This is a genomic window from Streptococcus varani (genome assembly GCF_001375655.1).
Classification (GTDB): domain Bacteria; phylum Bacillota; class Bacilli; order Lactobacillales; family Streptococcaceae; genus Streptococcus; species Streptococcus varani.
Genome location: NZ_CTEN01000004.1, coordinates 1 through 19,733, shown reverse-complemented (window position 1 = coordinate 19,733; position 19,733 = coordinate 1). Strand labels below are relative to the sequence as shown.

Annotated in this window: 19 protein-coding genes and 2 pseudogenes; 17 read left to right on the top strand and 4 right to left on the bottom strand. The window is 39.5% G+C overall.

What is annotated here, in order from left to right:
• Positions 1–122: 122 nt before the first annotated feature.
• The 8 genes from BN1356_RS08730 to BN1356_RS08695 all read left to right on the top strand — a co-directional run bounded on the left by BN1356_RS08730 (position 123) and on the right by BN1356_RS08695 (position 7,255).
• Entirely contained in the window at positions 123–995 is an 873-nt protein-coding gene (locus BN1356_RS08730; RefSeq protein ID WP_093651016.1) for a phosphate ABC transporter substrate-binding protein PstS family protein, read from the top strand.
• A gap of 2 nt (positions 996–997) precedes the next feature.
• Complete coding sequence (gene pstC / locus BN1356_RS08725) at positions 998–1,915, top strand: phosphate ABC transporter permease subunit PstC (protein WP_093651015.1); 918 nt, start codon at positions 998–1,000, stop codon at positions 1,913–1,915.
• On the top strand, positions 1,905–2,792 hold the full coding sequence (gene pstA / locus BN1356_RS08720) for a phosphate ABC transporter permease PstA (protein WP_093651014.1): 888 nt from the start codon (positions 1,905–1,907) through the stop codon (positions 2,790–2,792). Before pstC ends, pstA begins: the two co-directional genes overlap by 11 nt.
• A 57-nt stretch (positions 2,793–2,849) precedes the next feature.
• Positions 2,850–3,653, top strand: a complete 804-nt coding sequence (gene pstB / locus BN1356_RS08715) for a phosphate ABC transporter ATP-binding protein PstB (protein ID WP_093651013.1) — start codon at positions 2,850–2,852, stop codon at positions 3,651–3,653.
• Positions 3,654–3,664: 11 nt separating this feature from the next.
• Positions 3,665–4,423, top strand: a complete 759-nt coding sequence (gene pstB, locus BN1356_RS08710; RefSeq protein ID WP_093651012.1) for a phosphate ABC transporter ATP-binding protein PstB — start codon at positions 3,665–3,667, stop codon at positions 4,421–4,423.
• A 34-nt stretch (positions 4,424–4,457) separates the two neighbouring features.
• The gene (gene phoU / locus BN1356_RS08705) at positions 4,458–5,114 is read left to right on the top strand and encodes a phosphate signaling complex protein PhoU (protein WP_093651011.1); all 657 of its coding nucleotides are present in this window, start codon (positions 4,458–4,460) and stop codon (positions 5,112–5,114) included.
• Between the two features lie 109 nt (positions 5,115–5,223).
• On the top strand, positions 5,224–5,898 hold the full coding sequence (locus BN1356_RS08700; protein ID WP_093651010.1) for a response regulator transcription factor: 675 nt from the start codon (positions 5,224–5,226) through the stop codon (positions 5,896–5,898).
• Positions 5,888–7,255 carry a sensor histidine kinase gene (locus BN1356_RS08695; RefSeq protein ID WP_093651009.1) on the top strand — a complete coding sequence of 456 codons (1,368 nt, stop codon included), beginning with the start codon at positions 5,888–5,890 and terminating at the stop codon, positions 7,253–7,255. The genes BN1356_RS08700 and BN1356_RS08695 overlap by 11 nt, the downstream gene beginning before the upstream one ends.
• A 283-nt stretch (positions 7,256–7,538) precedes the next feature.
• On the opposite strand, the gene BN1356_RS08690 is transcribed toward BN1356_RS08695, so the two are convergent.
• The 3 genes from BN1356_RS08690 to coaA all read right to left on the bottom strand — a co-directional run bounded on the left by BN1356_RS08690 (position 7,539) and on the right by coaA (position 9,379).
• Positions 7,539–8,084, bottom strand: a complete 546-nt coding sequence (locus tag BN1356_RS08690) for a P-loop NTPase family protein (RefSeq protein WP_093651008.1) — start codon at positions 8,082–8,084, stop codon at positions 7,539–7,541.
• A gap of 68 nt (positions 8,085–8,152) precedes the next feature.
• Positions 8,153–8,401 (bottom strand): 30S ribosomal protein S20, encoded by a 249-nt coding sequence (gene rpsT / locus BN1356_RS08685; protein ID WP_176694269.1) that lies wholly within the window; start codon positions 8,399–8,401, stop codon positions 8,153–8,155.
• A gap of 57 nt (positions 8,402–8,458) precedes the next feature.
• Positions 8,459–9,379 carry a type I pantothenate kinase gene (coaA, locus tag BN1356_RS08680; RefSeq protein ID WP_093651006.1) on the bottom strand — a complete coding sequence of 307 codons (921 nt, stop codon included), beginning with the start codon at positions 9,377–9,379 and terminating at the stop codon, positions 8,459–8,461.
• Positions 9,380–9,559: 180 nt separating this feature from the next.
• On the opposite strand from coaA, the gene BN1356_RS08675 reads away from it, so the two are divergent.
• The 8 genes from BN1356_RS08675 (at position 9,560) to BN1356_RS08640 (ending at position 17,306) form a co-directional block, all read left to right on the top strand.
• Positions 9,560–10,150, top strand: coding sequence for a class I SAM-dependent methyltransferase (locus BN1356_RS08675; RefSeq protein WP_093651005.1), 591 nt, complete (start codon positions 9,560–9,562; stop codon positions 10,148–10,150).
• Complete coding sequence (locus BN1356_RS08670; protein ID WP_093651004.1) at positions 10,147–11,424, top strand: pyrimidine-nucleoside phosphorylase; 1,278 nt, start codon at positions 10,147–10,149, stop codon at positions 11,422–11,424. Before BN1356_RS08675 ends, BN1356_RS08670 begins: the two co-directional genes overlap by 4 nt.
• A gap of 17 nt (positions 11,425–11,441) precedes the next feature.
• A complete protein-coding gene (deoC, locus tag BN1356_RS08665) occupies positions 11,442–12,104 on the top strand; it encodes a deoxyribose-phosphate aldolase (RefSeq protein WP_093651003.1) in 663 nt (220 codons plus the stop codon).
• A complete protein-coding gene (locus BN1356_RS08660) occupies positions 12,091–12,480 on the top strand; it encodes a cytidine deaminase (protein WP_176694263.1) in 390 nt (129 codons plus the stop codon). Before deoC ends, BN1356_RS08660 begins: the two co-directional genes overlap by 14 nt.
• A 77-nt stretch (positions 12,481–12,557) precedes the next feature.
• Positions 12,558–13,619 carry a BMP family lipoprotein gene (locus tag BN1356_RS08655; RefSeq protein WP_093651001.1) on the top strand — a complete coding sequence of 354 codons (1,062 nt, stop codon included), beginning with the start codon at positions 12,558–12,560 and terminating at the stop codon, positions 13,617–13,619.
• A 135-nt stretch (positions 13,620–13,754) separates the two neighbouring features.
• Positions 13,755–15,275 (top strand): ABC transporter ATP-binding protein, encoded by a 1,521-nt coding sequence (locus BN1356_RS08650; protein WP_093651000.1) that lies wholly within the window; start codon positions 13,755–13,757, stop codon positions 15,273–15,275.
• A 14-nt stretch (positions 15,276–15,289) separates the two neighbouring features.
• Entirely contained in the window at positions 15,290–16,351 is a 1,062-nt protein-coding gene (locus tag BN1356_RS08645) for an ABC transporter permease (protein WP_093650999.1), read from the top strand.
• Position 16,352: 1 nt separating this feature from the next.
• Positions 16,353–17,306, top strand: coding sequence for an ABC transporter permease (locus tag BN1356_RS08640; protein ID WP_093650998.1), 954 nt, complete (start codon positions 16,353–16,355; stop codon positions 17,304–17,306).
• A gap of 226 nt (positions 17,307–17,532) precedes the next feature.
• Here the strand turns inward: BN1356_RS08640 and BN1356_RS08635 are convergent.
• Positions 17,533–18,198, bottom strand: a pseudogene (locus BN1356_RS08635) (IS30 family transposase); the annotation flags it as partial.
• A 211-nt stretch (positions 18,199–18,409) separates the two neighbouring features.
• Between BN1356_RS08635 and ltrA the strand changes: the two are divergent.
• A pseudogene (ltrA, locus tag BN1356_RS12645) lies at positions 18,410–19,678 on the top strand (group II intron reverse transcriptase/maturase).
• The last annotated feature ends 55 nt before the right edge of the window (positions 19,679–19,733 follow it).

Below are 19,733 nucleotides of genomic sequence, written 5' to 3'. Positions count from 1 at the left end.
ATAGTTTGCAAGATGATTTTATATATGTTATATTTGAAAGAGGTGGTTTTGGAGAAAATCATAGAATTGTAGGAAGATTTTCACTAGAAATTACCATTCATAAATTGAAAAGGAATATAATTATGAAGAAAAAGCATAAGCTTGGATTAGCTGCTCTGCTTTTAACAGCAGGTCTCACCTTATCCGCTTGTTCCTCTTGGATTATCCGTGGGGAGTCCATTACTGCAGTTGGCTCAACGGCTCTTCAACCTCTAGTTGAGGCTGCAGCTGATGAATTTGGTTCGACCAATATCGGTAAAACAATCAATGTTCAAGGTGGTGGTTCAGGTACTGGTCTGTCGCAAGTGCAATCTGGTGCTGTCCAAATCGGAAATAGTGATGTTTTTGCCGAGGAGAAAGAGGGGATTGATGCCTCACTGCTGGTTGATCATCAAGTTGCCGTTGCGGGGATGGCTGTCATTGTCAATAAGAAAGTCGATGTTGATAATCTGACAACAGATGAACTTCGGAAAATTTTTACTGGCGAAATCAAAAACTGGAAAGAGGTCGGAGGAAAAGATATAGAGATTTCTCTGATCAACCGGGCTGCTAGTTCAGGATCGCGCGCTACCTTTGATGGCATCATTATGAAAGGCGAGAAGGCTGCACAAAGCCCAGAACAGGACTCGAACGGTATGGTAAAGTCTATCGTTGCGCAGACACCTGGTGCTATTTCATACCTTGCTTTTGCTTACGTAGATGATTCCATCAAAACCATGAAACTGAATGGTTTTGAAGCAAGCCCAGAAAATGTGGCTACCAATGCTTGGCCAATTTGGGCTTATGAACATATGTATACAAAGGGTGAACCGACTGATTTAACCAAAGAATTTTTGGACTATATGTATTCAGATGAAGTTCAAAAAGGAATCGTTGTGACCATGGGTTACATCTCGATTCATGATATGAAAGTGGTTAAGAGTCCAGAAGGTGTTGTCACACCGATAGAGGAGTAATTATGAAAAAAGAAGAACTAGCTAAAAAATTATTATCTCCTTCTAAAAACTCTAAGTTGGAGAAATTTGGTAGAGTTTTAACCTTTCTTTGCCTAGCTTTAATCGTCTTTATTGTTGCCATGATATTGATTTTCGTTGCCCAACGTGGCCTCTCTACTTTCTTTGTAGATGGGATTAGTATCAAAGATTTTTTGTTCAATTCAAAATGGGAACCGTCTTCTAAGTCATTTGGAGCTCTTCCAATGATTGCCGGGTCTTTCATTGTAACGATTTTATCTGCCTTGATTGCCACTCCGGTGGCTATCGGAGCAGCAGTATTCATGACAGAAGTTTCACCGCGTTATGGTGCCAAGATTTTGCAGCCTGTTATCGAGCTTTTGACAGGGATTCCGTCCGTTGTGTATGGATTTATCGGTCTCCAAGTGATTGTGCCTCTGGTACGCTCAATTTTTGGTGGAACTGGATTTGGGATCTTATCTGGTGTTGCGGTTCTCTTTGTCATGATTTTACCGACTGTAACCTTCATGACAGTAGATAGTTTGAAAGCTGTGCCGCGTCATTACCGTGAAGCATCATTGGCTATGGGAGCGACTCGCTGGCAGACCATTTGGCGAGTAGTGCTCAACGCTGCTAAACCAGGTATTTTTACCGCAGTAATCTTCGGTATGGCTCGTGCCTTTGGTGAGGCCTTGGCGATTCAAATGGTCGTTGGTAACTCAGCAGTTATTCCGAATTCATTGACAACACCTGCCGCAACCTTGACATCGGTTTTGACCATGGGTATTGGTAATACGGTTATGGGAACAGTTCAAAATAACGTTCTCTGGTCATTGGCCCTAGTCTTATTGATTATGAGTTTAGGATTCAATATGTTGGTGAAATTCATTACGAGAGAGAGAAAGAGAAACTATGCACGCTAAAAAATTTGATAAGCTAGCAACCGGTATCCTTTATTCGATTGCAGGGGTTATCGTTACCATCCTGGCTTCTTTAATCCTCTATATCCTGTTACGCGGTTTGCCACATATTTCTTGGGACTTCCTGACTGGGAAATCCTCATCCTACAAAGCGGGTGGTGGTATCGGAATTCAACTCTATAATTCCTTTTTCCTATTGGTTGTGACACTGATTATTTCCATCCCTTTGTCGACTGGTGCTGGAATCTATTTGGCCGAATACGCTAAGAAGGGTCGTGTGACAAACTTCATCCGTACCTGTATTGAGATTCTGTCATCATTGCCATCGGTTGTCGTCGGTCTCTTTGGTTATTTGATTTTCGTTGTACAGTTCGAATATGGTTTCTCTATTCTTTCTGGTGCATTGGCTTTGACCGTTTTCAACTTACCACAGATGACTCGAAATGTGGAAGACAGTTTGAAACACGTCCATCATACGCAACGTGAGGCAGGTTTAGCACTGGGAATTTCACGTTGGGAAACGGTTCTTCACGTCGTTATTCCAGAAGCTCTTCCTGGTATTGTTACGGGTATCGTGCTTGCTTCAGGTCGTATCTTTGGTGAAGCGGCTGCTCTTATCTATACAGCAGGACAGTCTGCACCAGCACTCGATTGGTCCAACTGGAATCCACTCAGTGTTACTAGTCCAATCTCCATCTTCCGTCAGTCTGAAACCTTGGCTGTTCACATCTGGAAGGTCAACTCAGAGGGGACAATCCCTGATGGAACCCTAGTTTCTGCAGGTAGTGCAGCTGTACTTCTGATCTTTATCTTAATTTTCAACCTTGCAGCTCGTCGTATCGGTAAAGTACTGCATAAGAAATTGACATCTGCTCAATAAGCAGACTGCCAGTTTTTTTAAACAAAGAAATTGTAACTGAATAATATAGGAGAACACATGGCTGATTATAACTGGAATGAACGCCATATCATCACTTTCCCAAAAGAAGTTGTAGCCCTTGAAACCAAAGACCTACACGTTTACTATAGTCAAAAAGAGGCTATCAATGGGATTGATATGCAGTTCGAAAAGAACAAAATTACAGCCCTCATTGGTCCATCAGGTTGCGGAAAATCAACTTTTTTACGTAGCTTGAACCGAATGAATGATACCATTGATATCGCAAAAGTAACAGGAGAAATTCTTTACGAGGGAATTGATGTCAATGCACCTGAAATCAACGTTTATGAAATGCGAAAGCATATTGGCATGGTTTTCCAACGTCCCAATCCTTTCGCCAAATCGATTTATAACAATATTTCCTTTGCTTACGAGCGTGCGGGTGTAAAAGATAAAAAAGTGCTAGATGAGATTGTTGAGACCTCATTGAAACAAGCAGCTCTCTGGGATCAAGTGAAAGACGATCTTCATAAATCTGCTTTTACTCTCTCAGGTGGTCAGCAGCAACGTCTTTGTATTGCCCGTGCCATCTCTGTCAAACCAGATATCTTACTCATGGATGAGCCAGCTTCGGCCTTGGATCCAATTGCGACGATGCAACTGGAAGAAACCATGTTTGAACTCAAGAAAAACTACACCATTATCATTGTGACACACAATATGCAACAAGCAGCTCGTACTAGTGATTATACCGGCTTTTTCTACTTGGGTGACTTGATTGAGTACGATAAAACATCGGAAGTTTTCCAAAATGCAAAATGCCAGTCTACTAGTGATTACGTATCTGGAAGATTTGGATAGAAAGGAAGAACATGACACAACCTATTGTAGAAGTAAAAGATCTATCTGTTTATTACAACAAGAAAAAAGCACTCAAAAATGTGTCGCTTGATCTCTATCCAAAAGAAATTACAGCCTTGATTGGACCTTCTGGTTCTGGTAAATCAACTCTCTTGCGTTCGATTAACCGAATGGGAGACTTGAACCCTGAAGTAACCCTGACAGGTGCTATCACTTATAACGGTCATAATATCTATAGTCCACGGACAGATACAGTTGATTTGCGTAAGGAAATCGGTATGGTTTTTCAACAGCCTAACCCATTTCCGATGTCCATCTATGAAAATGTCGTCTATGGACTTCGTATTAACGGAATCAAGGACAAGCAAATTTTGGATGAAGCTGTGGAATCATCCTTAATTGGAGCTTCCATTTGGGACGAAGTCAAAGATCGATTGCATGATTCAGCTCTTGGACTGTCAGGTGGTCAGCAGCAGCGTGTCTGTGTGGCGCGCGTACTTGCAACTAAGCCAAAAATCATCCTTTTGGATGAACCAACATCAGCCTTGGATCCTATTTCTGCTGGTAAAATTGAGGACACACTCTATAATCTCAAGGATCAATATACTATGGTAGTCGTTACACGCTCGATGCAGCAAGCATCTCGTATTTCTGACAGAACTGGTTTCTTCCTTGATGGAGATTTGATTGAATACAATTATACTAAGGAAATGTTTATGAATCCAGTTCATAAAGAGACAGAAGATTATATTACAGGTAAATTTGGATAGGCTCAGGCTTTTTCAAAAAAGAAAAGAGGATATTATGTTACGCTCTCAATTTGAGGAAGAATTAGATAAATTGCATAACCAGTTTTACGCAATGGGAAATGAGGTTCTTGGACAAATCAATAAGACTGTCCGTGCATTCATCACTCACGATCGTGAATTGGCCAAAGAAATCATCGAAGCAGATACTAAAATCAATGAATTTGAATTAAAATTGGAAGAGAAATCACTCGAAATCATCGCTTTGCAGCAGCCAGTTTCATCAGACTTACGCCAAGTGATCACTGTTTTAAAAGCAACCAGTGATTTGGAGCGCATGGGGGATCATGCCGTATCCATCGCCGAGGCAACTATTCGTATGAAAGGTGAAGTACGCATTCCAGCAGTTGAAGCTGAAATCAATAAAATGGGGCGTCAAGTTCGTCATCTGGTTGAAGATGTTCTGGACCTTTACCTGCATGAAGGAAATAGCGATCAGGCCTATGATATTGCAGCTAAAGATGAATTAATCAACCAATTTTTTGATCAAATTCGTGAATTGACCACGGAAGAGGTTAAGAAACAACCTGATTCAATCGTGACAGCCCGTGATTATTTCCAAGTCATCTCATACTTGGAACGTATCGGTGATTATGCTAAAAATATCTGTGAGTGGGTAGTTTACCTCAACACAGGAAAAATTACAGAACTCTAATAAAATGGTCGTAAGGCCATTTTTTAGTTTGCCTTAAGCTAAGGGTGTTAAGATATTTTTATTAAATTCTGTGTATATTTCGTGGTATAATAACATAAAGAGGTGGAGTATGATAAAAATTTTATTGGTTGAAGATGATGTTAGTCTATCCAATTCAGTTTTTGACTTTTTGGATGATTTTGCGGATGTGATGCAAGTCTTTGATGGAGATGAAGGACTCTATGAAGCTGAATCTGGAGTTTATGATTTAATTCTGCTTGATCTCATGTTGCCTGAAAAAGATGGTTTCCAAGTTTTGAAGGAATTGAGAGAAAAGGGAATCACCACACCTGTTCTCATCATGACTGCCAAGGAAAGTTTACATGATAAAGGGCATGGTTTTGAATTAGGAGCAGATGATTATTTAACAAAACCATTTTACTTAGAAGAATTAAAAATGCGAATCCAAGCTTTGTTGAAACGTTCTGGTAAATTTAATGAGAACTTTCTCTCCTATGGCGAACTGACTGTTAATCTATCTACCAATCTTGTTACAGATGCTGGACAGGAATTGGAATTGTTTGGAAAAGAGTTCGATTTACTGGTCTATTTCTTGCAAAACCAAAATGTCATCCTTCCTAAAACCCAGATTTTTGATAGAATTTGGGGCTTTGATAGTGATACAACTATATCAGTTGTGGAAGTATATGTTTCAAAAATTCGTAAAAAATTGAAAGGAAGAGCATTTGCTGACAATCTTCAAACGATTCGTAGTGTCGGCTATATCCTAAAAAATGATCAGTAATATTAATCGAATTTATAAATCGGATAATTTCTCTTTTTTTATCCGCTATTTCGCTGTGTTTACTTTGATATTTGGTCTTATGACTATGATTATTTTCCAATTAATGCGGTCAACCATGTATCGGGCTTCAGATGAAAATTTTGAAGGTTTCTTGCATGAACCAAGTCTAATTGTCAGTTTTGCCATGGCGAGAGGGATTGCTTCAGATGCCGAAATTGTTTTGGAGCCAAGTTCACCAAATACTTCATCTGATAGCAATCAGTCATCTAATCAAACCTTCAAACCCTCAAAGCTACGGCTGAACACCAACTACCACGTTATTCTTTATGATAGCAAAGGAAACATTGTTAATAGTTTGGACCGTCTCTCTGGTATTGCTAGTATCCCACTTAAGACGGATAAATTGGAGCAAATTCTAGATAAAACTGTTACAACAGCTTTTGGACAGGATGAAAGTTATCGGATGATGACAGTAGATATCTCCGACGAAGTTAGTGTGAAAAATGCCAATGTGGATATTCAATATGCAAGTATTCTCTTCAATACGACTCAAATTCGAGATTCCTTATCTCAATATGAATCTACTGTTATTCTTGTCATGATTAGTTTCTGGTTGATTTCCATCTTAGCTAGTCTCTATTTGGCTCAAATTAGTTCACGACCACTCTTAATTAGTTATCAAAAGCAAAAAGATTTTGTTGAGAATGCTAGTCATGAATTACGAACCCCTTTGGCGGTCTTGCAAAATCGCTTAGAAAGTCTTTTCCGCAAACCTGAAGCAACTATTATGGAGTCTAGTGAAAATATCGCCTCATCTTTGGAAGAGGTAAGAAATATGCGAATGCTTACCTCAAATCTTATGGATCTTGCTAGACGAGATGATGGGATTAAAGTTGAAAATGTTGCTACTGAGCCTTGCTTTTTTGATTCTATTCTTGAAAACTTTACCATCATTGCAGAAGAAAATAATCGCAGTTTAATTGCAAAGAGTAACATCCAACAAACCATCTACACTGATAAAATATTGCTCAAACAAGTCATGACCATTCTCTTTGACAATGCAATCAAGTACACAGATCAAGAAGGAAAAATTCAGATGAATTTGGATATTCGTGATCGACATCTTATTTTTACTGTTGCGGACGATGGTCTGGGAATTAGTAGCGAAGACAAGAAAAAAATATTTGATCGTTTTTATCGTGTTGATAAAGCTAGAACGCGTCAAAAAGGTGGTTTTGGGTTAGGACTTTCCTTAGCAAAACAGATTTTAGATAGCATAAAGGGAAGTATAGTTGTTAAGAATAATCACCCTAAAGGAACGGTCTTTGAGGTTCGCTTACCCATTAAAAATAAATAATAAATGAGTTAATACTTTTTGAAAATCAAAAATAGATGAGTTAAAACACCTTGCCGATTACTTGGTCTGTCTGCGTCACTTTACTGCATCTATTTTTAATTTTCGTTGAGTATAAGTAAAAATTAGATTTCATAAAGAAAAAAACCAGCAAGTTCAGTTTTCTGTTATTCAGAACTCAATCTTGTTGGCTTTTTTTATTTAGTTTTGTATAGAATCTATTGAGCAATAGTCATTTCATTTAAAAATCTGATTTATCAACCCTTTTGAATCCTACTCTTGGAAGCTAGACAGTCTCGTTATAAATCTTTTCTTGCTGATAAATCTCTATGTGGTGAAGGTAAACATTAATCTCTTTTTGAGATTTTAAGAGAATAGTTTTGTCTTGGTATTTTTGGCAGATTTCTTTGAACATTTTTTGTCTTTTGGGCTGGCGAGAAGTAAAGAGAGTAAATTTGATAAAGGCCCAGTCCAGTTTTTCATGACAGCCTTCAGGAGCAGAAGGTCTGATTTTTCCTCGAAAACGTAGATATCGTTTGAGAATCCTCCCAAAAGAAGCCCATCTGGGGAAGTTGAGAAAGATAATCTGATCTGCCAATTCCAACCTTTTTTCAAATAAATAGCGACTATAGACTCCATCCATGATCCATTCCTGATTCGATAGGAGAAAGTCCTCCAATGTTTTTACAAACTCTTTCTCAGGTCTTGGTTGCCAATTTGGTTCAAAAAAGATTTGGTCTAAATGAAGTTTTGGAATCTTATAGTAGTCGGATAAGTATTGCGTTAAGGTTGATTTTCCACTGCCAGAATAGCCGATAACCAAGATTTTCATGATGTTCCCCATATCTTTCAGAGAAAGTAAAAACGACCAGATAGGTCGTTTTACTTAGCATATTTTCATTAAGCAAGTTTAGCTGAAAGACGAGCTTTGTCGCGGCTTGCTTTATTTTTATGAATCAAACCTTTTGTTTCTGCTTTATCGATAGCTGAGCTTGCAGCACGGTAAAGTTCTTCAGTAGGATTAGCTTCGAAAGCTTTGATTGCTGTACGCATAGCTGATTTTTGAGCTGAATTTTTCTCGTTTTGTTTAACGTTCAATTCAGCACGCTTGATAGCTGATTTAATATTTGCCAATGGTTTCACCTCCACCCTTTCTATACTAACCATACCATTATATCTGAAAATAGTATGTTTGACAAGAGAAATCTATTTTTTTAAGTAAATTTCATCGATTTCATGATTTTGACTCTTGTGTAAAATAATGTCAGCACGACTTCGAGTTGGTTCGATGTATTTTTCGAGATTAGCTAAGTTAATATTCTTCCAAGTATCTTGAGCCATTGCTAATACCTCGTTGAAGGGCATTTTTGTAAAACGGTGGTAATAGTTGTTTGGATCTTTTTCAGCCAGCTTGAGTAAGGTTTGAAATCTTTCCAAATACCAAGTTTCAATGTTTGCTACATCAGCATCCACATAGATAGATAAATCAAAATAATCACTGACATAGAGGCGCTGGTTCTGCGGGTTTTGAAAAACATTGATACCCTCGACAATGAGAAAGTCGGTTGGCTGAATGATAACTTTTTTATTAGAGATGATATCATAGATTTCATGCGAATATACTGGAATTTCAAATTCTTCACTGTTTTTGATGGAGTCGAGGAAGTTTAGTAGCAATTCCATATCATAGGATTCTGGAAATCCTTTGCGGTCTAAAATTTTCTTTTCTTCCAATATTTTGTTGGGATAAAGAAAACCATCTGTTGTTACCATTTCCACTGTCGACCATTTGAAGCGACGAGAAAGAAGTGTTTGTAATAAGCGACTAGTTGTTGATTTGCCAACGGCGACACTCCCTGAAATGCCGATGATAAATGGCCTTGATCGAATCTTTTTCTGAAGAAAAATACTCTTAAAAAAAGATAAGTCGTCACTAGCTTTTTTATAGATAGAAATCAGATTAATTAAAGGAAGATAGATATCCAATACCTCCTTTAGATTAATCTTATCGTTCAAACTCTTGATAGAATTAAGTTCCTCTTGAGTCAAAGGAACAGTGGTATCCCGATGTAATTTTTGCCAGGTTTGTCGGTTAATTTTTTCAAAATTTATAAATTCATGTTTCATAGCTATATTCTAGCATGTTTTTTCTTATTTGAGTAGGAAAAGAATAGTCTAATGAGGTTAATTTCCGTAAGTATAAGATATGAGATGGGGAACTTGTTTTCATATTCATTCACTTAAGTGAGATTGAAACGCATAATTAAAACTATTGAAAACGTTTTTTCATAATGGTATAATAAGAATATGACAAATATGTACTATGAGAAAAATCCCACTGCAAGTCATGACATTCATGAAGTCAAAGTCAACTTGTTGGGGATGTCCATGACTTTCCTGACAGATGCCGGTGTCTTTAGTAAAAAGATGGTTGATTATGGTAGTCAAGTTTTATTGAACACTCTGGACTTAGAATCAGGGAAAACACTCTTAGATGTGGGCTGTGGATATGGCCCTCTTGGTTTGACATTAGGAAAAGTTTTTGGAGTAGACTCAACCCTGATTGATATTAACAGTCGAGCGATTGATTTGGCAAAGAAAAATGCAGAGAAAAATCAAGTTCAAGCTCGCATTTACCAATCTAATATCTACGAAAATGTGGATGGGAAATTCGATTATATCATTTCTAATCCTCCGATTCGGGCGGGAAAAACGGTAGTACATGAAATAATTCAAGGAGCCTTTCATCATTTGGAGGATCAAGGGAGCTTGACCATTGTGATTCAGAAAAAACAAGGGGCACCAAGTGCTAAAGCGAAGATGGAAGCAGTCTTTGGAAATTGTCAAATTCTCAAGAAGGACAAGGGTTACTATATCCTTGAAAGCGTGAAAGAATGAGAGCAGTTGACCTTATTCAAAAAAAACGAGATGGTCTCGAATTGACCAAAACTGAAATTGAATGGCTAATCAAGGGCTACGTTGCAGGGACCGTTCCGGATTACCAAATGTCTGCTTTCGCCATGGCTATCTATTTTAAGGGCATGACAACCAGAGAAATTTCTGACTTAACCATGTCTATGGTAGCAACCGGTGAACAGATTGATTTGTCTGCCATTTCTGGTATTAAAGTTGACAAACATTCAACCGGCGGTGTGGGAGACAAGGTAACCTTGATCTTAGCGCCATTAGTGGCTAGCTTTGATGTACCAGTAGCAAAGATGAGTGGTCGTGGTTTGGGCCATACTGGTGGTACCTTGGACAAGCTAGAATCTATTAAGGGTTACCAAATCGAAATCGAGCAAGAGCAATTTATCCAGCAGGTTCAGGATATTGGTGTATCGGTTATTGGTCAGTCTGATAAATTAGTTATGGCGGACAAACTTCTTTATGCTCTGCGCGATGTGACAGCTACTGTTGACACGATTCCCCTCATTGCTAGTTCAGTTATGTCCAAGAAGATTGCTGCGGGAGCAGATGCTATCTTGCTTGATGTGACAGTTGGCGAGGGTGCCTTTATGAAAAACATAGAGGATGCTCGACAATTGGCTCAAACCATGGTGGACTTGGGCAAAGCCGTTGGTCGTAAGACTGTTGCTGTTTTGACAGACATGTCCCAACCGGTAGGAACCAGCATCGGTAATCGCTTAGAGATCTTAGAAGCTTTGGATATTTTACAAGGTAAAGGAAGCGGAGACGTCAGTCTCTTTATCTGTGAATTAGCACAGATTATGCTCTCTTTAGCCAATGTTGAAAAGTCTATTGAAGAGGTTCGAGCTCATTTAGAAAATGGATTAGCTCTCAAGAAATTTGAAGAAATGGTTGTTGCTCAGGGTGGTGACGTAGAAGATTTACATCGCTCCGTCAAGGTGGCCTATGAAGTTGATGTTTTTGCTGAAAAGACAGGCTATATTTCTGGTCTACCTGCTTTGGAATTTGGACTTTTTGCTATGAAATTAGGAGCTGGCCGAGCTGTTAAATCTGATGATTTAGATTATGAGTCCGGTATAGCGTTTGCTAAAAAAGTTGGACAATCAGTCGAAAAAGATGAAAAGATTGCGACAATCTACAGTAATATAGCCATTACAAATGATATGATCTCAGAGTTTCAGAGTCATATTATGATAGGCGATAGTGCAGTAGAGCCTAAAGAAATTTTAGAAATAATCTCATAACAAAAGGAGTGTAAAAAATGAAATTAAATAAGTATATTGACCATACTCTCTTGAAACAAGATGCTACAGAAGATCAAATTTTAAACTTGATTGAAGAAGCCAAGAAGTATGATTTTGCCAGCGTTTGTGTCAATCCAACCTGGGTATCCCTAGCGGCACGAGAACTTCATGGAACAGATGTCAAAGTTTGTACAGTAATTGGATTCCCTCTTGGAGCCAATACATCTGCTGTAAAAGCCTTTGAAACAAAAAACGCCATCGAAAACGGTGCCGATGAGATTGATATGGTCATTAATATCGGACGTTTGAAAGCTGGAGATAGTGACTTTGTAGAAGCTGACATTCATGCTGTTGTTAAAGCAAGTGGCGACAAACTAGTGAAAGTTATTATCGAAACCTGCCTTTTGACGGATGAGGAAAAGGTACACGCTTGTCAATTGGCTCAAAGAGCTGGAGCTGACTTTGTCAAAACATCTACTGGTTTTTCAACAGGTGGAGCCATTGTTTCTGATGTGGCACTTATGCGTCAAACCGTTGGTCCAGACATGGGTGTGAAAGCATCTGGAGGTGCTCGTTCAATTGAAGATGCCCTTGCATTCGTAGAAGCAGGAGCAACTCGTATCGGAGCTTCCTCAGGCGTTGCCATTATGGAAGGACAAAAAGCGGATGGCGGATACTAAATTAATTGAACAAGCAATTAAGGCTAGTCAATTTGCCTATGTTCCCTATTCCCATTTCCCAGTTGGAGCTGCATTAGTCACTGGTGACGGTCAAGTTTTCTCAGGTTGTAATATCGAGAATGCGGCCTACCCATTGACTAATTGTGCTGAACGTACAGCGATCTTCAAAGCTATTTCTGAAGGAGTTACAGACTTTAAAGAACTAGTCGTTTATGGAAAAACGGATAAGCCAATTTCTCCGTGTGGTGCTTGTCGCCAAGTTATGGCAGAATTTTTTGAGCAGGATTTACCAGTAACATTAGTTGCTAAAGATCAATCGACAGTCGTGATGACAGTCAAGGAATTGCTTCCATATTCTTTCACAGATTTAAATTAATTTGTGAATGCAGTCATCAGACTGGTTATTTCATACCGCAACACTTGTTGCAAGAATATTTTTAGGGAGGTTCAGAAATGAACAAGAAACTTGTTGGACTAGGTTTGGCCACAATCGCTGCATTATCACTTGCTGCTTGTGGAAGTCGCACGGCTAAGAAAGATGCAGGAGCAGCTGAAGGTGCTTCAGATATTAAAGCCGCAATCGTAACAGACATCGGTGGTGTTGACGATCGTTCTTTCAACCAATCTGCTTGGGAAGGCCTTCAAGAATGGGGTAAAGCAGCTGGTCATTCAAAAGGAAATGGCTTTGATTACTTCCAATCAGCATCAGAATCAGATTACATTACTAACCTTGATTCAGCAGTAGCTGGTGGCTATAATCTTGTATTTGGTATCGGTTTTGCTTTGGAATCTTCCATTGCTGAAGTTGCTCCAAACAACCCTGATACACACTACGTTATCATTGATAGTGTTGTTCCTGATCAAAAGAATGTAGTCAGCGTTGGTTTTGCTGACCATGAAGCTTCATATCTTGCAGGTGTTGCAGCTGCAAAAACTACTAAGACTAAACAAGTTGGTTTTGTAGGTGGTATGAAAGGTGAAGTTATTGACCGTTTCGAAGCTGGTTTCGTAGCAGGTGTTAAATCTGTTGACCCATCAATCAAAATTGATATTCAATATGCAGGATCATTCGGTGATGCAGCTAAAGGTCAAACTATTGCAGCAGCTCAATATGCAGCTGGTGCTGATGTAATCTTCCACGCATCAGGTGGTACTGGTAACGGTGTATTTGCAGCGGCTAAAGCTGAAAATGAAACTAAGAATGAAGCAGATAAAGTTTGGGTAATTGGTGTTGACCGTGACCAATCAGCAGAAGGTAAATATACTTCTAAAGATGGTAAAGAATCAAACTTCGTATTGGCTTCAACTTTGAAAGAAGTTGGTTCAGCGGTTAAAGACATCACAGCTAAGGCTACAGATGGAGACTTCCCTGGTGGTGAAATCGTTCGCTACTCATTGAAGGATAAAGGTGTCGAATTGGCTGAAACTAATCTTTCTGATGATGCTTCAAAAGCTGTTGCAGATGCTAAACAAGCTATTCTTGACGGTAAAGTTGAAGTTCCAGAAAAACCTTAATGGTTCAACTAAAGAGAATCATATTCAGCATTCAAGAATAATTGCTGAAAAACTGAGAGATTTTCTCTCAGTAAAGCCTATCAAATCTTGATAGGTTTTACTGACAAAAAATGACAGTTTTGAAAGGAATAGATTATGACTATGGATTATGTCATCGAAATGCGAGACATAACAAAGAGATTTGGGGAGTTTGTTGCAAATGACCAGATCAATTTAAATGTCAAAAAAGGTGAAATTCATGCCTTGCTTGGAGAAAACGGTGCTGGTAAATCGACCCTTATGAACATGTTAGCTGGTCTTTTGGAACCTACAAGTGGTGAGATTTATATTAACGGTCAACCAGTTACTATTGAATCACCATCCAAAGCAGCACAACTTGGAATTGGGATGGTTCACCAGCACTTCATGTTGGTCGATGCCTTCACTGTTACAGAAAATATCATTCTGGGTAGTGAAACAACCAATGCGGCTGGTGTTATTGATTTGAAAAAAGCCACTGCAGAGATTACCGAACTATCTAAAAAGTATGGTTTAGATGTAAAACCTTCTGCTAAGGTTGCAGATATTTCTGTTGGCGCTCAACAACGGGCAGAAATTTTAAAGACCCTTTATCGTGGAGCAGATATTCTTATTTTTGATGAACCAACGGCTGTATTGACACCTGATGAAATTACTGAGCTTCTAAAAATTATGAAAGTACTGGTTTCTGAAGGGAAATCAATCATTCTTATCACCCATAAATTGGATGAAATTCGTGCGGTTGCAGATCGTGTAACGGTTATCCGTCGCGGTAAATCAATTGAGACAGTCGATGTAGCAGGTGCCACCAATGATGACTTGGCCGAGTGGATGGTTGGCCGCTCTGTTTCTTTCAAGACGGAAAAAATTGCAGCAAATCCAAAAGAAGTCGTCTTATCTATTGAAAACCTTGTCGTTAATGAAAACCGTGGAATTCCAGCGGTTAAGAACCTCTCATTAGAAGTTCGTGCTGGTGAGATTGTCGGTATTGCTGGTATTGATGGCAATGGCCAAAGTGAGTTGATTCAAGCGATTACTGGTTTACGAAAGGTTAAATCTGGTAAAATCACCATTAAGGGTGAAGATGTATCTCATTATTCGCCACGTAAAATTACTGAACTCAGTGTCGGACATGTTCCTGAAGATCGCCACCGTGATGGTATGATTTTGCAAATGACAGTTGCTGAAAACTTTGCTTTGCAGACTTACTATAAGGAACCTATTTCTAAAAATGGTATCCTGAACTATGCAAAGATTAATGAAAGAGCTCGTCAATTGATGGAAGAGTTTGACGTTCGTGGTGCGGGAGAGCTAATTCCTGGTAAATCACTTTCAGGAGGTAACCAGCAAAAAGCTGTTATTGCTCGTGAAATTGATCGAAATCCAGATTTATTAATTGTTAGTCAACCGACTCGTGGACTGGATGTTGGGGCCATCGAATATATCCGTAAACGTTTGATTGCAGAACGTGATAAAGGAAAAGCAGTGTTAGTAGTCAGCTTTGAATTGGATGAAATTCTGGATGTTTCTGACCGTATTGCTGTTATTCATGATGGATCTATCCACGGAATCGTTTTGCCAGCTGAGACAAGTAAGCAAGAACTTGGGAAACTCATGGCTGGTGGTCACCTCAAGTAAGAAAGGAAATCAACATGCTAAAAAAATATGAAAGTGTCATGATTCCCTTGATGGCAGTCTTAGCTGGCTTGCTGCTTGGGGCTATCATCATGCTCATCTTTGGTTATGATCCAATTTGGGGATATGAAGAACTCTTCTATACTGCCTTTGGTTCTATCAAAAATATTGGAGAAATTTTCCGTGCGGTTGCACCCCTAGTCTTTACGGCACTTGGTTTCGCAGTAGCTAGTCGTGCTGGATTTTTCAATATTGGTCTATCTGGTCAGGCACTTGTCGGCTGGGTATTTGCTGCTTGGTTTGCTCTTGCAAATCCTGATATGCCAAGACCTCTCTTGATTTTAGCGACCATCCTTGTTGCTATGTTGGCTGGTGGGATTGCTGGTGCTATTCCAGGATTCTTACGAGCTTTTCTTGGAACAAGTGAAGTCATCGTTACCATCATGATGAACTATATTCTCCTCTACTTTTCTAACTATATCATTCGAGATGTTTTTGCTCCTGAGCTGATGAAAAATACGGACTCAAGTATCAACGTTTCAGCAAATGCTTCTTATCAGACGGAGTGGTTGCGTGCATTGACAGACAACTCGCGTATGAATATTGGTATTTTCTTTGCCATTATTGCGGTTGCAGTCATCTGGTTCTTATTTGCAAAAACAACACTTGGGTTTGAAATTCGTGCAGCGGGTCTTAATCCCAATGCGGCGGATTATGCAGGTATGAGCACAAAGCGTACCATTGTTTTATCAATGGTCATATCTGGTGCTTTGGCTGGACTTGGTGGAGCAGTACAAGGTTTGGGGACTTTCCAAAATGTCTACATCCAGTCTGCAAATCTGGATATTGGTTTTAACGGCTTATCCGTTGCCCTCCTAGCTTCTAATTCACCTCTGGGTATTCCATTTGCAGCCTTCCTGTTTGGATCGCTGTCTGTGGGTTCTTCTGGTATGGCTCGTGCCCAAATTCCACCTGAATTAGTCAACGTTGTAACTGCCTCCATCATCTTCTTTATTGGTGTTAAATTTATTTTTGAACAAGTATTAAGATCAAAACGTTTTGCGAAAGGAGGTAAGTAATATGAGCTTAAACTTATTAACTTTATTAATTTCGCAAATGCTTATTTACTCAGCACCTTTGATTTTTACTAGTCTTGGAGGGGTCTTCTCTGAGCGGGCTGGTATTGTTAACGTTGGTCTAGAAGGTACAATGGTTATTGGTGCTTTTGCTGGTGTTGTCTTCAATATCGAATTTGCAGAGCAGTTTGGTAGAATGACACCACTGATGGCTGTATTGGTTGGTGGACTGACAGGTGTTTTGTTCCAACTTATTCATGCGACAGCAACTATTATTTTCCGAGCAGATCATGTTGTATCTGGTACAGTACTTAACTTACTTGCACCTGCATTCTCAGTATTCTTGATCAAAGTTATTTATGGGAAAGGACAAACAGATCCTATCCGTCAATCCTTTGGAAAATTCTCATTCCCTGGCTTAGAAAGAATTCCAGTTCTTGGAGAACTCTTTTTCAAGAATACAAGTTTAATGGGTTATGTAGCCATTTTAACAGCTTTTATTGCTTGGTTTGTTCTTTACAAAACTCGCTTTGGGCTTCGGTTGCGTTCAGTGGGTGAACATCCACAAGCTGCTGATACACTTGGTATCAATGTTTATAAGATGCGTTTTGCTGGTGTTATGCTGGCTGGTTTCCTTGGAGGAGTCGGAGGAGCAGTTAGTGCACAATCTGTAAATATTAACTTCTCGGCTACCACTATTGTAGGTTCTGGTTTCATCTCCCTTGCTGCGGTCATCTTTGGTAAGTGGAATCCCCTTGGGGCAATGTTGGCCAGCCTATTCTTTGGTCTTTCTCAGAGTTTGGCAGTCATTGGTAGTCAGCTTCCAGGACTTCATAATGTCCCAACAGTTTATTTGCAAATGGCTCCATACCTAATTACAGTCATTGCCTTGGCAGCTTTCTTTGGTAAAGCAGTGGCGCCAAAAGCTGATGGTATCAATTATATTAAATCAAAATAAAAAGAATCGTCAGCGATTCTCACCTGGATTGAAGAAAATGTCTTTTATTATGGACAAAATCTTCAATCTTTTTTTGATAAAAAATGAACTCTTGGAAATATTTCTATAGTCGATTCGAGTATCTGCATTACTTGTGGTTAAAATCTACTCTTGATAGTCTTTTAAAATCAAACGCATGTTGTCAAGTCAAGTGCAACAAGTTGATTGATAACTAGAGATCCAGAGGTTAAGCTATTTGGGCTATCCCAAATAGGAATTTTGAAGATTGGTATTGAAGAAGTCGTCTCGGGCGCTCATTGATGGCTGTGATATAGTTGTCAAGTTCTTCAGAGGTTAGTGAATTAAAAGAGTTTCCTTTAGGGATATATTCTCTGAGGAGACCATTGAAGTTCTCATTTGTACCTCTCTCATGTGAAGAATATGGATGTGCAAAGTAAACATCAACAGCTTCCAAGTCTGAGAGTAAACTAAATTCAGAACCATTATCAGCTGTAATGGATGCAATAGGATACTGACTTGTAAGTTGTTTGACAGCACAATTAATGGTATGGGACTGTTTGTCTTCTAGCTTAACTCCTAGTGCATAGCGTGTCTGGCGCTCTACCAAAGTCAAAACAACAGCTTCACCTTTGGTTTTCTTTCCAAGAACCAAGTCAATCTCCCAATGACCAAATTCAGAACGGTCATTGATACACTCAGGACGTTCTTCGATAGACTGACCTAAAGTTTTCTTATTCGTCTTAATGACTGGCTTAGAACGTTTCCTGATACTGACCATCTTAGGTAAATCGATTGGTTTTATAACTAACAGCCCCTCTTTGATATAGCGATAAATGGTTTTGGTAGAGGGAACAACCTCCTCAGGATGATTTGCTTTATAAGTCTGAACGAATCATGAGAAGTCAGCCGAAGCCATAGTAGTCACGAAGCTTCTGTAATGGAAGTGGAGCGAAGGGCTTAACAATTAACCGAAGTAATCCTACTTCACTTGTGTCTGTAAAACTAGCGGTCTGATAGAACTGGATGCGGTCATGTATTGACTAGAGGAAGGTTCACCAATATAAGATGTCCCTCAGACACCGAAACAAGAAAGGAATACGCACATGTCACAGTTACTAGATACTATTCTATCTCGCTCCAACATGGTGGAAGCCTACAATCAAGTGAAAGCCAACAAAGGTTCAGCTGGAATTGATGGCATTACCATTGACCAAATGGATGAATATCTCCGCCAATATTGGGACCAACCAAAGAGTTGATAAAACAGAGAAAATACAAACCTCAACCAGTCCTACGCGTTGAAATCCCAAAGCCCAATGGAGGAGTCCGCCAGCTTGGCATCCCAACCGTAATGGACAGAATGATTCAATAGGCCATCGTCCAAGTTATCAGCCCTCTGTGTGAACCTCATTTCTCCGAAACGAGCTATGGGTTTAGACCGAAACGGTCATGCGAAAAAAGCCATCATCAAGTTATTAGAATACCTTAATGATGGCTATGAGTGGATTGTGGACATTGACCTTGAGAAATTCTTCGACACAGTTCCCCAAGATAGATTGATGTCTCTTGTCCATAACATTATCCAAGATGGAGATACAGAGTCTCTGATTCGTAGGTATCTTCATTCGGGTGTAGTTATCAATGGACAGCGCCATAAAACGCTGGTGGGAACACCACAAGGTGGGAATCTATCTCCCCTCCTGTCCAATATCACGCTCAATGAGCTGGACAAGGAATTGGAAAATCGAGGGCTTCGTTTCGTCCGGTACGCAGATGACTGTGTCATCACAGTTGGGAGCGAAGCATCTGCCAAACGTATCATGTATTAAGTTAGCCGATTCATTAAGAAGCGACTGGGATTGAAAGTCAATATGACCAAGACTAAGATTACCAGACCGAGTCAACTGAAGTACCTTGGATTCGGATTCTGGAAATCAGCTGAAGGGTGGAAAAGTCGTCCACATCAAGAGATTATCCAAGTTCAAGAAGAAACTTAGGAAGCTCACAACACGCAAATGGAGCACTGACTTGGGTAGCCGTATTGAGAAACTCAACTGGCTTATTCGCGGATGGATAAACTACTTCGCATTGACTAACATGAAGTCAGTCATGGGAGAAATTGATAAACGATTGAGGACACGAATTAGAGTTATTATTTGGAAACAATGGAAGAAGAAGTCAAGGCGACTTTGGGGACTACTTAAACTAGGGACTCCCAAATGGATAGCTGATAAGGTATCTGGCTGGGGTGACCACTATCAATTAGTGGCACAAAAGTCAATTCAGCTATATCAAAACCAGTCCTCGCTAAACGTGGACTGGTTTCATGCCTAGATTATTATCTTGAACGACATGCGTTAAAAGTTAGTTGAACCGCCGTGTGCCGAACGGCACGCACGGTGGTGTGAGAGGGGCTAGGAATTGCGG